Source organism: Oceanobacillus jeddahensis, assembly GCF_000750635.1.
Lineage (GTDB): Bacteria > Bacillota > Bacilli > Bacillales > Amphibacillaceae > Oceanobacillus > Oceanobacillus jeddahense.
In genome coordinates, this window is the sequence record NZ_CCDM010000006.1 from 304,970 (window position 1) to 319,681 (window position 14,712).

The window sequence follows — 14,712 nt, forward strand, 5'->3', positions numbered from 1 at the left end:
AAGAAATACATTCTATTACTGGGGTTAAGAATAAATCCGGTTTAAGAACTCAGTGGTTGACAGAGAACCTGTTAGTCAATTATACTATATCATTGACTGATTAGTTCTAAACTGACTCGATGGTCATATGGATAGGTAAAGCTTTATCACAGAAAAGCGCCAGTAAAACTCTCACGGAAGGAAGTTTCACTTTATCAGTAAATTGCCCAGCTGCTTCAGAAATGATTAAAAAGGGGATAAATAATGGATAAAAAAGAAGAAATTATGCAATCAGCGATTCACCTTTTCTCTAAAAAAGGATATTCTGCCACATCTGTTCAGGAGATAGCTAATGACTGTAGAATTTCCAAGGGAACATTATATAATTTTTTTGATTCGAAAGAGGAATTATTGATACAGGTTATCCGCCACAATCATCGGAAAATGCTGGAGCAGGCTGAAAATCTTAATCTGGAATCATCTTTACCGCCAAAAGAAAAACTGATTCAAAAGATTGTTATTCAGTTTGATGGGATCCGTGAAAATAAAGATTATTTAAGTATGTTACTTACAGCTTCACCTCCTCATGATAATCCGAAAATTTCTTTGCTAATGAAGCGGATAAGAATCACTATGACGAATTGGTATAAAGATTGCTTCATGGAAGCTTATGGAAGTCAAGTGGAGCCATATATTTGGGATCTTGCACTTATGTTTCAAGGTACATTAAAAGAATATACCTCCATGATTTTTCGTGATCATAAAGAGCTCGACTTTGAAGAGGTTGCCCGTTTTGTTGTCGAACGATTTGATACGATGATTCAGCATACAAGAGATGCAGAACCTGTTTTGCCTCCTTGGCAAATGGAAGAGTACGAAGCTTTTAAACCAAATTTAGAACCGAAAACTCCGGAGCAGCAAATGGAAGAGCTTTTGGAAGAGCTTCTGGAGAAAGTGAAGAAACTTACTTTACATGATGAAGCAAAAGAAGAATATATTTTAGCTGTTCAGGCATTACAAAAAGAGATTCATGAGAAAAAACCAAAGACATTCATGATTAAATCCTTGTTGCTTTTTTTAGCTGAGATAAAAGAATGTGAACCACTTGTTCGTCGAATGGAAAGGTTCCTAAAAACGTTACAGACAACATAACAACAGCGGGAACAAGTAATGAAGTGACAGTAGTACAAGGGGGGAGAGGAGTTACTATCTTGAAATGGTATTTCCTCCTCCGAACGTAAAAATTTATAAGAATAATAGGGGGAAATTTGTAGATTAGAATGTGATTTTTTTAACATTCTTTTTCTTTGCTTTTCGTTACGTACGAGATAGAGGAAAAGTTTGTTGATCTGATAATGTACATTAACAGGCAAATAAAATCTATTCCTGACTATTATTCAACTGTTTGAGTTGACAGAAATACTTTTTAAAAAATGGTTTACAATTAAATAATTTAGAAGAAACAGGAGATGAAAAAATATTATGGCTGAATCAACAATGAATAATATAAAAAAAGGGCCCATTCTTGCTGTTATTATTCTTGGGGCATTTGTGTCGCTTTTGAATCAAACATTGATGAATGTGGCCTTACCTTCGATTATGGAGGATTTGGACATCGTAGAAAGTACAGCGCAGTGGATCACTACTGGATTTATGCTGGTTAACGGGGTACTCATTCCGATCACAGCGTTTTTAATGGAAAAATTTTCAACAAGACAGCTGTTTTTGACAGCGGTCAGTTTATTTGCTGCGGGGACATTAATTTGTGGTATTGCACCAGATTTTTCTATATTGATGACTGGACGAATTATCCAGGCAGTGGGTGCAGGGATTATTATGCCGCTGTTAACAACCGTAGTATTGGCGTTATTCCCTGTTGAAAAACGCGGTGGAGCAATGGGAGTTATTGGTATTGCTATTATCTTTGCACCTGCTGTAGGACCTACGTTATCTGGATTTGTTGTGGAACATTACTCATGGAGATTGTTATTTTACATCATTTTCCCAATTGCCGTTTTAACAATAATTCTTGGAGCAATTTTCTTGAAGAATGTTACTAAACAGACCTACCCGGATATTGATGTGATAGCGGTTATTCTATCTACACTTGGATTTGGCGGCATCTTGTATGGATTCAGTACTGCTGGAACGAATGGTTGGACAGATGTAACGGTAATTACAGGTTTAGTTATTGGGTTTGTTGGTTTAATTTTATTTATATTACGTGAATTACGGGCAGACGTTCCAATGTTGGATTTCAGGGTTTTTAAGGATCGTATTTTTTCTCTGACAACCGTGATTAATATTGCTATTACCGTAGCGATGTTTGCTCCCATGCTGTTAATTCCATTATATCTACAGAATGTATTAGGGGTCAGCCCAATGAATTCCGGACTGATGTTGATGCCTGGAGCAGTAGTAATGGGGATTATGTCACCAATTACAGGTAAAGTTTTTGATCGAATTGGCGCACGTCCACTTGCGGTCACCGGTTTGACAATAACAGTAATAACCACTTATTTATTCACGCAACTTACGGATACAACAAGTTATGCGTATCTCATTATTATTTATACAATTCGTATGTTTGGTATGTCTATGATTATGATGCCTATTATGACAGCCGGGCTTAATCAGCTGCCGCAGAGGCTTCACCCGCATGGTACGGCAATGGTTAATACGGTGCGTTCTGTAGCAGGAGCAATCGGTACTGCATTTTTAGTGACAGTAATGACCAACCAGGCAAAAAATAGCATGGAAGATATTATTGTTCAAAATCATTTTGATCCTGCAAACCAGCAAGATATGCTGCATGCTGCCAATCTAGCACAGGTTCAGGGGATTAATGATGCCTTTATGGTATCTACTGTATTTGCGGTTATTGGTTTGGTCTTATCCTTCTTTATCAAACGCGGCCGAACAACACAGGAAGACGAACCGGAGTTACAAACGGGAGACCTTACAACAGAAAAAGCATAAATTAAAAAACAGGATGTTGTTTAATTTAAACAGCGTCCTGTTTTTGTTTTGGGGAATTATGAACGAATTTTCATAGAAATAATATAAATATATCCTCATTATTATCCGGGCTGATAAAAAGCTCTGTTACATAAAACAAAACTTCACTCAGTGGGAGTCTTACAGACGGTTCTCCGAGATAAAAAAATGGATCAGATATTTATCCAATTCATTTAGAAGCCATATGTATTTTTACTTTTTCCTGCAAAGAGGGTGACAAAAATACTCGCAATACTTATCAATGTACCAATGATTGCTGTGATCGTGACAGATATTCCTACATTTGCAAAGAAGCTCCCCGGAATAAGCCCAATAAAGGCAACCGCTATGAAGCCCTGATAAATGGCAGAAATTGTTCTTAACACAGGATGCTGGAAAAATGCTAACAGAAAAGGCGGTAAAAATAACACAACTACCATTCCTATCGAAATAAATAAGCCGGCAGGGTCGTCATAGGAAACCGTATTCGGACCTGTTGGATACCGGGCGGTTAACAGGATGCAAGCAATTGCAGTCAGTAAAGTCAGAGCAATCATCAGAATCTTTTTAGACATGGTAAAACTCCTTTCTCTTTTTTAATATAACATATTTTATTATAAATTCTATGGTTCATTAATGTCTGATTATTAGTTAAAATATGGAAATCAATAAGTGTATGAACAATGCAAAAGTGAATTAAATTAGAATATAGCCCAGGCTTGTTCGGATTTAGGTTATACTTCTCCGGAAATTCTTTTGAAACTTTTCATCACAAGGCATAAAATTTTAATGGAAAGGAAAGGTAAGTATATCGTTGTACTATAGGAGGAGATAGAGAATGGACAAGGATCTTTCTTACGGAGATGATTATAAATATATTCCTGCGACCTCAGTAAATAGCGGGTCCGGTATAGAAGTATTGTCGGATATCTATTGTTACACGATCCAAATTGTTAATATTTGTTTCGTAAAGGAGCAGGGAACCGATAATTTTATATTGATTGATGCAGGTATGCCACAATCAGCAGATAAAATAATTGCTATAACAGAAGAACGTTTTGGTAAGAACAGCCGGCCAAAAGCAATGATTTTAACGCATGGTCATTTTGATCATGTCGGAGCGGCAGTTGACTTAGTGAAGCATTGGAATATACCGGTTTATGCTCATAAGTTAGAGCTTCCTTATTTAACTGGAAAACTAAACTATCCTGAACCTGATCCAAGCGTGGAAGGAGGAGTAATTGCTAAGGCCGCTTCTATATTTCCCAATGAATCCATTGACTTAGGAGACAGCGTAATGGAACTTCCGGCTGATGGGAGTGTACCAGAAATGCCGGGTTGGAAATGGATACACACCCCAGGTCATTCGCCGGGCCATATTTCCTTATTTCGGGATACAGACCGATTCCTCATTGCTGGCGATGCTTTTATTACTGTAAAACAGGATTCGTTGTACAAAGTAATGATACAAAATAGAGAAGTGCATGGGCCGCCAAGATATTTCACGACAGATTGGAATGCTGCAAAAAAATCTGTCCAAATGCTTGAAGCTTTAAAACCAGCAATTGCAGTAACCGGACATGGCGAACCAATGTATGAGGAAGAACTGGCTGAGGGACTGGAGAAATTAGTAGATACATTTGATCAGACGGCTGTTCCGGATTTTGGAAGATATGTGGACCGTAACCAGCATTAGTTTTAACCTTTGCTTTTTCAGAGAGAGACTCAAAACCTTCTTCTGAAAAAGCTTTTTTAATGTGTTAAAACTGTACTCAACTTTCGGAGCGTAAAAAGTAACTTCATTTCCATAGAAATAAGAGTTTGATCATTCCTTTGATAACTCCCTTGAAAGAATAGCTGGTGTAGTGTAAAGCACCGCTGCGGCGGCCCGTTTTGCTTTCCTAGGGGCACGCTCTTCAGCTAACTTTTGCCAAGAAGATCGCTTGGCAAAAGTGGATCTTCAGATGGTGCTGATCCCACAGGAGTCAAAACGGTCCGCCTCCGCTAGTAAGATATTTTATACGTGGAAAACAGCTGACAATTAGAATTTTGATCAGATAGAACATACTTTTATGCTGATGGTGAAATATTCCATCAAGATTACTTTCTGTGCAGGAAAGCTATTCCTGATGTTAACTACGCATGCTATCACAATTGGTTGTTCAGGCGAAAGCTACTATTTCGTCAAACTCATCAAAGTGTTATTTCTTTCGTTAGCTATGCACAATCACCAATTCCAAAATGACCGGACATTTAACCAAAAAGCAAGCATGGCAATGGAGATCATATTCATCCTTAGATAGTAAGGTATATATGCTTATTCTTAGGTGCGAAAGTTGAGAACCGTATAAAAATGTTAAGGAATAAAGTATGAATTAAAAAAAATAATACCAATCAGAATTTATGGCGATTTAGCGTATAATAAAGGAACGCAAACTTTCAAAATTCAACGAAATCCTCATTGACTCCATGTGATATGTGAACAAGGTGAGTATCACACTTGAAATGAAAGAACAATAACTTCTCCAAGAATTCTTCATGACCATTTCAACCATAATTATTTTTATCACGGAGAACCGCCCGTAAAACTCCGGCCACAAAATAAAGAGCGAGAATAAATTTATTTAGGCGGGAGATAACGGGCGCTACCTCCCTGAATCACTAAGGCTAATTCAGTGGGAGAATGAAGGAAGCAGACTAAGTTCGCGACGTCCTGGGACTGGGGCTGCGATTACTCGCCCCACCGAAGAGCTTTTGCGATTACTCGTCTCATCGTAAAGAGTTGTGCGTCGAAAAACTCCCACTGAATGAAGTTTCGTTTTATGATAGATTATTTCTTCATTGGACAATGAGAATAGAGGAACTTACACTGGATATATTCATATTGTGAGGAGGTTATCGGGGTGCAGCATGAAATCAATCAAAATAAGATCCTCTCCATTTTGACGATTTTCTCTACCTTTCTAATGGGATTTATTGATGCATATACGTTTCTTACTCAGGATGGCTTGTTTGCCAGTGCGCAAACAGGAAATATGGTTGTTTTAGCTGCTAAGCTGGTGGAAGGAGATCTTTTAGAGGCATTTGTTCATGTTTCTTCCTTTCTTGGTTTTGCTCTTGGCGCATTTGTAGCACAAGGGATTATAGAACGTTTTAAAGCGTACGGCTGGAAGAAGTATCGTTTTTATCTTTTGCTTCAGACGATTTTTCTGTTGATTATTGCTCTCATTCAACAACAAATTGGACCTTCTGTGATCGGGTTTCTGCTAGGTTTATTGGCAGGATATGAACTGACGGTATTTCGTAAAATAAGATCGACCAGTATTAATAACGGAATTATGACAGGGAATACAAAGAATCTCATGAATAATCTTTATTTGGCTGTCTTTCATAAAAATCGGGAATCATTCTATACTTTTGTGACTTTATTACTTGGCATTACTGTATTTATGATCGGAGCCGGAACCGGAGCGCTGATTTGGTTCTATAGTGAACAACTTAATTTATGGCTGGCTTTTGCCGTTACAGGGCTCTTTTATAGTTGGCTGCTTTTCAAGCGGACTTAAGGAAGCTTATAATAAAAAGATTGCTGAGCTATATAGCTTTGCAATCTTTTTATATGATAAGTCGAAGAAATACAATAGCCCGGAATGGAAATGATACGAAGGTATTGTTATAATAAAAACGACACTGATGTATAGTTTGCGATATGAATGGAGGTGATACAATGCCTAAAGTAACGGAAGCCTATAAAGAGGAAAAGAAGAAGGAATTGATTTATGCAGCGAGAAAAGTATTCATTCGGAAGGGTTATGTACAAACGTCGATGCAGGATATTATGGATGAAGCAGGTATATCAAGAGGAGCTCTGTATAGTTATTTTGATAATATTGACCATATTTTTATAGAAGTTTTAAAAGAAGATGACCAAAAAGATATACCGTTCTTTGAGGTATCAGATAACGGATTACTTTGGCCACAGTTCAAACAATGGTTGAAGTTGCAGCAAGATTTTATTGAAAACATACATCATTCGCTGCTTCAAGCAAAAGCAGAATTCTTTTTATCCTCTCGTTATAGAACATATAAAGAAAATTTTCCTTATATTTCACAACGTTATAATAAACTGTCGAGAGCGATAGCAGAAGTGCTTGTTGAAGGAGAGCACAAGAAAGAATTTCAGCTGCAACAGCCTGCCGACTTTATAGCTGGATATATTATTTCTTTTATAAATGGTTTAATGCTCGACACCTTTCAGCTCGGGCATAAGCAGACAAATGTAAAAGAACAAATATCCATCTTGTGCTTTTCTTTAGAAAATATACTTCGTCCTCAATCTGTAAAAAAGGAGTGATGGGATGTTATTTGAATCAACTAGAGTGAAATTAAGAAAGATGATGAAAGAAGATACGAAGCTTTATCACAAGTGGAGAAATGATCTGGAGGTTATGCATTCGACCAGCCCTTCCTTAGACGTTTATCCGATGAAAGCGACAGAAGATTTTGTAGAGTATGCTATTTTAGGATCAGATGTTTCAAAAGGATATATCATGGTTGATAAGGAAACAGAAACTCCTATCGGCATTGTTTCCTTAATCCATATCGATTATAAAAATCAGAATGCAGAATGTATTATTGATATTGGCGAGAAAGCATTTTGGGGGAAAGGATATGGAGCAGAAGGGTTGAATTTGCTGCTGGATTACGCTTTTTACGAGCTGAACCTGCATAGAATTTCGCTGCGGGTATTCTCGTTTAATGAGCGGGCCATTCGTTTATATAAAAAGATAGGTTTTGAATTGGAAGGGAAAAGCAGAGAGGCACTATTTCGAGATGGTAAATGGCATGATGTTGTTCATATGGGAATTTTACAAGTGGAGCATTTTAAAAAAAGAGAGGCAAAATAGGTTTGATAAAAAAACGGGAGCGGGAAATGTTTATTCACTGCTCCTGTTTTTGTCTTTTTCATCATGAAATTCTTCGCTGATTTCTGTTTGCATGTTATCCGGATTAAAGTGATTTTCCTTTTTATCCACATGATCAAAAACAAAATTTCTTAAATATCTATGATAAAAAAGCTCACTTATGGAAATGAGAAAGGCAGCTATTAATGCAGCCGCATCAACGGAAAATACACCTTCAAATAAAAATGAACCTATTCCCCAGATGCCAACATAAGCAAGGGCAAAATCACCCACTGCAGCTGCAACGTTTCCTATTCTAGGCAGTATAAGCATATCTCCAGCAAATGCAACTGCAGTTAAAATCAAACTGGTAAGCAGGAGGTTGCTGAAAGAAATATTAAAAATCATCCCTAATGTTATCCATAGTATTCCTGTTGTAAAAACAAACTTAATTAAAAATGCTGAGATATATTTCATCGAATCCTCTTCCTTGTCATTTTTATTAATAACTGTATTTTGCTCTTTAATGTCCACGTTTATTCAGCAATCATATTCATTTTATCACGGAGAATCGCCCGTAAAACTCCCACTGAATGAAATTTCGTTTTATAAAAATTCTAAATGGATGTCCTGCAAGATAGAAGATGACATCCATTTACGTTATAAACTTCATTTTTTGTACTTTATATATTTAAACGAATTGAAATAAACATTGGAATAATCAAATTCTTCTTTTTTCTACAAATTAATGGCAGGAAGGTATTTAAAAAACGACAATTAAATAAAAATTGATATAATAGATTAGTGAAATTTAATTTATGGTCTAACATCCGACATATATTTTATATCATTTCATTTCATTTGAAAGTCAGATTTGTCACAGATATTACAATTAGAATAAAAAAAAGGAATTTTTCTTGTTAACATATCATTTTTTGTTAAAATGTCTTAGGTATTGTCACAGTGTGTCTAGATACTTCAATGGATGACTTGTGAGAGTGAAAATCTGAAACCCGAATGATTTGATGAATGGCAAAGGAAGGATAGAATTATGTTATTGATTCCAATTGTGCTCGTTATTGCACTGGTTATCGGTATCATGGAGTGGAATTCACATAAAAAGCACGTAAAAGCTTTACCTATTCGGGTAAATGTGAATGGAATCCGTGGGAAATCAACAGTAACGCGCTTAATTACAGGTATTATCAAAGAAGCAGGATATAAAACCATCGGTAAAACGACTGGTACATCAGCAAGAATGATTTATTGGAATACATCCGAGGAAGAACCGATTATTCGACGCCCTGAAGGACCGAATATCCGCGAACAGAAAATTGTGGTGAAGAAAGCAGCAGAGATGGGCGCTGAGGCTTTGGTCAGTGAGTGTATGGCAGTGAATCCGGATTATCAAATTATATTTCAGGAAAAGCTGCTCCAAGCAAATATCGGAGTAATTGTAAATGTGCTGGAAGACCATATGGATGTTATGGGACCTACATTAGATGAAGTCGCTGAAGCTTTTACAGCTACGATTCCACATAATGGACATTTGATTGTTTCGGAAGGCCCATATGTGGGTTATTTTAAACAAGAAGCAGCTAAAAGAAATACGAAAGTGATTGTTGCGGATAATCGTAAAATTCCAGAGACCTACTTACGTAAGTTTGATTATATGATTTTTCCAGAAAATGCTTCATTAGCGTTAGCAGTTGCGGAAGCGTTAGATATTGATGAAAAAACAGCATTTCGTGGGATGCTTAAGGCACAACCCGATCCGGGCGCAATGTGGATCAGAGAACTAAAGCATGGGAATACATCAGCATATTTTGTTAATGGATTTGCAGCCAACGATTCTGTCTCCACTATTAATATTTGGAAGAATGTGGAAACTTTAGGTTACCCTGCAAAAAGTCCAATTATCGTAATGAACTGTCGGGAAGACCGCGTGGACCGGACCATTCAATTTGCGGATGATGTTTTACCTCATATACCGATTGGTGTGCTTGTATTAATTGGTGAAAAAGCGGACCCGATTAAGAATGCAATAAAGTCAGGCAGGCTAAAAGTCAATCAACTTATTGATCTTCAAGGAAAGCCGACTGACGAAATCTATGAAACATTAATCGAAACAGCATCTGATAATATGATTTATGGGATAGGGAATATCCACGGTGCTGCGGAACCTTTAGTTGAAAAAATTCAAGCCCATGCAGAAATAGGAGGATCATAGAATGTTTGGCTCAGATTTATATATTGCACTTGTGCTAGGAGTTATTCTAAGCTTACTTTTTTCAGAGAGAACCGGCATTGTTCCGGCTGGGCTGGTTGTGCCGGGGTACTTAGCACTGGTTTTTGACCAGCCGATCTTTATTGCCGTTATTTTTGGTATTAGCCTTTTAACCTACGTCATTGTAACGTACGGATTATCACGCATCGTACTGCTTTATGGACGGAGGAAATTTGCAGCGATGTTGTCAGTGGGAATCGTACTGAAGCTGCTCCTCGATTATACCTATCCGGTGCTCCCGTTTGAAATATTGGAATTTAGAGGAATTGGGGTTATTGTTCCCGGTCTAATCGCGAATACCATTCAAAAACAAGGAGCCATTATTACGATCGGAAGCTCGCTTCTATTAGGGGCACTTACTTTTGTTATTTTAAGCGTTTATTACATCATATAGGAAGGGTTAATATGTCTAAAAAATTAACATACCAAGAAAAAATATTACGGATGGGGAAACGCCAAAAAAAATCTGCCGGAAAACATGTGGCTATCGGTTTAGCTGTTATTGTTCTCTTCATTATCGGGCATAGAATCTTCTTTTCATCAGATGTAGCAGAGGTTGAAAGCAGAGATGATTCAGAGCTGACAGCCACCTTTGTAGGTGACATCATGTTTGGCCGTCACGTGGAAGATGTGACTGAGAGATATGGAGTAACCTATCCCTTTGAAAAAATGAAGCCTTTCTTTGACAATGCAGACTATGTGTCCGGTAATTTGGAGAATCCCATTTTACTGCAGGATGAAGAAAATTATGAGCAAATAGATAAACGAATTCATCTACATACGGATGAAGAGGCAGCCCGGGCTTTAGAAGAAATGAATTTTACCATGCTCAACCTGGCCAATAACCATATGATGGATTATGGAGCAGAAGGACTGATTGATACGGTTTCAGCACTTGATAATTTAGGTTTAGCGCATGTTGGTGCAGGGGAAAATATAGAAGAAGCGACCGCAATTGATTATCAGGACGTTAATGGAATAAGGATTGCAACACTTGGTTATACAGATGCGCTTGTTGAGGGCTTTTCAGCACTTGGTTACCGGGCAGGCGTAGCACGTTCGTTACCGGACAATATTTTTCCAATGATTGAAGAAGCAAAACAAGAGGCCGATCTTGTTTTTGTGAACATGCATTGGGGTGTGGAATATGATAATCAGCCGCACCCGAGACAGACCGAGCTGGCAAGAGCGATGATTGATGCTGGTGCAGATGCTATTATCGGGCATCACTCGCACGTGTTATCAGAAGTGGAGAAATATAACGATGGTGTGATTTTTTACGGACTCGGTAACTTTGTTTTTGACCAAGGCTGGTCCCGGACGAAAGATAGTGCGATTGTACAGTATGATCTATTAAGTGACGGGACAGGCAGGTTTGAGATTACGCCATTACGTATAGACGGAGCACAGCCTTATGTAACGGAAAACAAATACAATCAAATGAAAATTCATATGCAATTAATGAATAACCAACCGGAAGAGAATTTTGAGAAAGAAGACGGGAAGTTGATCTTGGAAGTGGATCATTCTGATGTTTTAGAAGGAAGGAGTTCTGATAATGGGCAATAAAAAACTTATGATTATATTGACAGTTATTGTCGTAGCAGGACTGGTATTTGTTTATGCGCAGCAAGGAATGTTTGAAGAAGAAGTAACAACGACCGATTATGGTGTCGAACAATCTGAAACGTTGAATACATCAGATGCTTATGGTGTGAGTGCTTCTCATCCATTAGCAGTGGAAGCAGGGATGAAGGTACTGGAAGAAGGCGGAAATGCAGCGGATGCGGCAGTGGTTGTTTCCTACGTTCTTGGTGTTGTGGAGCCTTATGGTTCAGGCATCGGCGGCGGCGGAGAGATGCTGGTCTATCCCCATGATGCTGAGGAACCCACTGTTTACGAATATCGTGAAACTGCACCGGAATCAGGTGCAGAGCCAGAAACCTTTGCTATCCCAGGTTTAGTAAGGGGAATGGAGGACCTAAATAATGATTTAGGTTCGATGGATATGGAAGAGTTGATTCAACCAGCAATAGACTATGCAGAAGAAGGCTTTGAAGTGGACGGTCATTTGGTAGACAGGCTTAGTAAAGGTTCTTACCGGATGAATGTTTCAGAGCTGGAAGAATTTTTCCCGAATAACGACATATTAGAAGTAGGCGATACATTGGTACAGCCTGAATTAGCAGAAACATTACAGCAAATTCAGGAAGGCGGAGCGGATGCTTTTTATAATGGACCAATTGCAGATCAAATTTTAGAGCATGAGGAAACATTAACAGCAGAAGATTTAAGTAGTTATACGGCAGAAACAACAGAAGCTGCCCACGGCACCTTTGCCGGCTATGATGTGTATTCTGCACCGCCGCCGTTAGCAGGAGTGACATTGATTCAGTCCCTACAGATGGCGGAGCAGTTAAATATAGCATCGACAGAGGGTAATCAAAGAGATTATATCCATCTAATTGGAGAAATTTCCAAACGATCCTATGATGATCGTGTCGAAAATGTAGGGGATAGATTCTTTACGGATGCCATGTCTGCCGATGAATTGACGTCACCTGAGTATACACAGCAGATGGCCGATACCATTTCACTCGATGAATTATCGGATGATTACGAAGTGAATGATTCGGTGTCCGATGAGGAAGACCACGATAATACGACACACTTTGTCATTGTCGATCAAGATGGTACAATGGTTTCAGCAACACATACCTTAGGGAATTTCTTTGGATCCGGTGCTGATGTAGCTGGATTTTTCATGAATAATCAGATGGAAAACTTCAGTCAAAGGGATGAATCATTAAATAGTATCGAGCCAGGAAAAACACCAAGAAGCTTCACAAGTCCAACAATTTTGACAAATGGTGATCGGATGATTGGTATTGGCTCGCCAGGCGGTAAAAGGATCCCGATGGTGATGACACAAGTACTCGTTAAACATTTGATGTTTGATGAACCAATTGAGCAAGCAGTCGATGATGATAGATTTTATATTGAAGGTAATGATATTTTCACAGAAGGTGAGTTAGATACCGATGTCCAATCTAGTTTAAGAGCCAGAGGCTATGAAATTTACAATCAAACAGAACACGACTTTTATGGAGGTATTCAAGCACTTATTATTGATGAGGAATCTAATACCTTTGATGGGATAGCAGATGATAGGAGAAACGGTATATGGAAGGGACCAGAATAATTAATCTGACAGGAGGAAGGTAAAGTGAAAAAAGTAATAACCGGCATTACGCCAGTTTTGCTGCTTGTTCTTGCGTTAACATTCATGACTAACTATAAACAGTGGGATGATTTATCGGATACAGAACGATACCAAATCCAAAACTATGTAGAAGCAGCTGAAGCAGCAGATTCGGAGCCTGCTGATGCTCAGGAAGAAGAACAAGCTGAAAGTGATGTTGCCAGCGCAAATAATGAGGCTAATGATGAAGATCAGGATGATGAAGATCAGGATGAAGACCAGGACGAAGACAATAACACGGGTACTTCTGAAGCTGAGGAATAGAATAATAGAAAAAGAGGTTCATATGTTGAGCCTCTTTTTTGTGCATATTCTTTTAATTAATTCAGATAATCAGAAGTCTGCTGATAACCGGTGCTGTTGTGAAATATATACTATGCTTATTTTCTTTAAAAGATATGCAAAGAGGTGTAAGTTATATTTACCGTTTGAAAGCAATGTATTCATTTATTTCGGGAATAAATATAAAATACACTGTATAGATATACATTATTTTTACTTTATAGTATGATAGAAAATATTTACTTTTAAGGAGGATCGAGTGGAATGGCATTATTCTTTACATATGTGATAGCTGGACTGGCGATTGCGATGCCGGTTGGAGCTATTACCGTAGAAATGACAAAGCAGGGGCTTAAAAATGGATTTATGCATGGCTGGGCTGTTGGATTAGGCGGAATGACAATCGATCTTGTCTTAATCGCCGCTCTATATTTAGGTTTAGCATCTATTTTGCAATTGCCTTTTATCCAAATACCTATGTGGCTGGTCGGCGCAATCTTTTTATTTCTGATTGGTTATGAATCGATTAAAAATGCAGATAGTGATATTACATTGGCGGGAGAAAAACCTGCTAAATCGATACGCTCCTCCTATCGAAATGGATTTCTTGTCGCCGTTTCACCAGGAAATGTTGTATTTTGGCTGAGTGTTTTTGGAGCTGTTTTAAGTAATACATATAACCCGGATCAGCCTTCTAATTTTTTGCTTATTGCTGCGGGGATTTTAACGGGAATTTTACTGCATGATATTGGGCTGCTGGCGATTGTCGCAACAACGAGAAAAGTAATGAACCGAAAAATGATCAAAGGATTTTCTATTATTGCCGGCATCGTATTAATTTGCTTTTCCGGGTATTTTGTTTATGAATTTTTTAAGGTTATAACAGATATGATTTAGGTTATTTCACTTATATACGATTTTGCACCGGATTAAAAGCAGGTTAATCCTTTGCATCAAGTGCTATCCATGAAATGAGATAAATTAGGAAGCTTATCATAAGA

General features: G+C 38.0%; 14 protein-coding genes. 12 read left to right on the forward strand and 2 right to left on the reverse strand.

Going from position 1 to position 14,712, the window contains the following annotated elements:
- The first annotated feature begins 243 nt into the window (after positions 1 to 243).
- Together BN986_RS22300 and BN986_RS22305 are read left to right on the forward strand one after the other, a co-directional pair.
- Positions 244 to 1,131, forward strand: a complete 888-nt coding sequence (locus BN986_RS22300) for a TetR/AcrR family transcriptional regulator (protein WP_040984317.1) — start codon at positions 244 to 246, stop codon at positions 1,129 to 1,131.
- A gap of 330 nt (positions 1,132 to 1,461) precedes the next feature.
- A complete protein-coding gene (locus BN986_RS22305) occupies positions 1,462 to 2,958 on the forward strand; it encodes a DHA2 family efflux MFS transporter permease subunit (RefSeq protein WP_040984319.1) in 1,497 nt (498 codons plus the stop codon).
- Positions 2,959 to 3,170: 212 nt separating this feature from the next.
- Here BN986_RS22305 and BN986_RS22310 read toward each other — a convergent pair whose 3' ends face one another.
- A complete protein-coding gene (locus tag BN986_RS22310) occupies positions 3,171 to 3,551 on the reverse strand; it encodes a hypothetical protein (protein WP_040984321.1) in 381 nt (126 codons plus the stop codon).
- A gap of 263 nt (positions 3,552 to 3,814) precedes the next feature.
- Between BN986_RS22310 and BN986_RS22315 the strand changes: the two genes are divergently transcribed.
- The 4 genes from BN986_RS22315 to BN986_RS22330 all read left to right on the forward strand — a co-directional run bounded on the left by BN986_RS22315 (position 3,815) and on the right by BN986_RS22330 (position 7,883).
- Entirely contained in the window at positions 3,815 to 4,672 is an 858-nt protein-coding gene (locus tag BN986_RS22315) for an MBL fold metallo-hydrolase (protein ID WP_040984323.1), read from the forward strand.
- A 1,207-nt stretch (positions 4,673 to 5,879) separates the two neighbouring features.
- Positions 5,880 to 6,542, forward strand: a complete 663-nt coding sequence (locus BN986_RS22320; RefSeq protein WP_052401068.1) for a YoaK family protein — start codon at positions 5,880 to 5,882, stop codon at positions 6,540 to 6,542.
- A gap of 161 nt (positions 6,543 to 6,703) precedes the next feature.
- A complete protein-coding gene (locus tag BN986_RS22325) occupies positions 6,704 to 7,330 on the forward strand; it encodes a TetR/AcrR family transcriptional regulator (RefSeq protein WP_040984325.1) in 627 nt (208 codons plus the stop codon).
- A gap of 4 nt (positions 7,331 to 7,334) precedes the next feature.
- Positions 7,335 to 7,883 carry a GNAT family N-acetyltransferase gene (locus BN986_RS22330; RefSeq protein ID WP_040984327.1) on the forward strand — a complete coding sequence of 183 codons (549 nt, stop codon included), beginning with the start codon at positions 7,335 to 7,337 and terminating at the stop codon, positions 7,881 to 7,883.
- Positions 7,884 to 7,913: 30 nt separating this feature from the next.
- On the opposite strand, the gene BN986_RS22335 is transcribed toward BN986_RS22330, so the two are convergent.
- Complete coding sequence (locus tag BN986_RS22335; RefSeq protein WP_040984329.1) at positions 7,914 to 8,357, reverse strand: YndM family protein; 444 nt, start codon at positions 8,355 to 8,357, stop codon at positions 7,914 to 7,916.
- A gap of 574 nt (positions 8,358 to 8,931) precedes the next feature.
- Between BN986_RS22335 and pgsB the strand changes: the two genes are divergently transcribed.
- The 6 genes from pgsB to BN986_RS22365 all read left to right on the forward strand — a co-directional run bounded on the left by pgsB (position 8,932) and on the right by BN986_RS22365 (position 14,608).
- On the forward strand, positions 8,932 to 10,110 hold the full coding sequence (gene pgsB, locus BN986_RS22340; RefSeq protein WP_040984331.1) for a poly-gamma-glutamate synthase PgsB: 1,179 nt from the start codon (positions 8,932 to 8,934) through the stop codon (positions 10,108 to 10,110).
- A gap of 1 nt (position 10,111) precedes the next feature.
- Positions 10,112 to 10,561, forward strand: a complete 450-nt coding sequence (gene pgsC, locus BN986_RS22345; protein ID WP_040984333.1) for a poly-gamma-glutamate biosynthesis protein PgsC — start codon at positions 10,112 to 10,114, stop codon at positions 10,559 to 10,561.
- Between the two features lie 11 nt (positions 10,562 to 10,572).
- Positions 10,573 to 11,736 carry a CapA family protein gene (locus tag BN986_RS22350; RefSeq protein ID WP_040984335.1) on the forward strand — a complete coding sequence of 388 codons (1,164 nt, stop codon included), beginning with the start codon at positions 10,573 to 10,575 and terminating at the stop codon, positions 11,734 to 11,736.
- The gene (locus BN986_RS22355; RefSeq protein WP_040984337.1) at positions 11,726 to 13,369 is read left to right on the forward strand and encodes a gamma-glutamyltransferase family protein; all 1,644 of its coding nucleotides are present in this window, start codon (positions 11,726 to 11,728) and stop codon (positions 13,367 to 13,369) included. Before BN986_RS22350 ends, BN986_RS22355 begins: the two co-directional genes overlap by 11 nt.
- A gap of 24 nt (positions 13,370 to 13,393) precedes the next feature.
- The gene (locus BN986_RS22360; RefSeq protein WP_040984339.1) at positions 13,394 to 13,693 is read left to right on the forward strand and encodes a hypothetical protein; all 300 of its coding nucleotides are present in this window, start codon (positions 13,394 to 13,396) and stop codon (positions 13,691 to 13,693) included.
- A 282-nt stretch (positions 13,694 to 13,975) separates the two neighbouring features.
- Positions 13,976 to 14,608: a LysE family transporter gene (locus BN986_RS22365; RefSeq protein WP_040984341.1), complete on the forward strand. Its 633-nt coding sequence runs from the start codon at positions 13,976 to 13,978 to the stop codon at positions 14,606 to 14,608.
- Positions 14,609 to 14,712 lie beyond the last annotated feature (104 nt).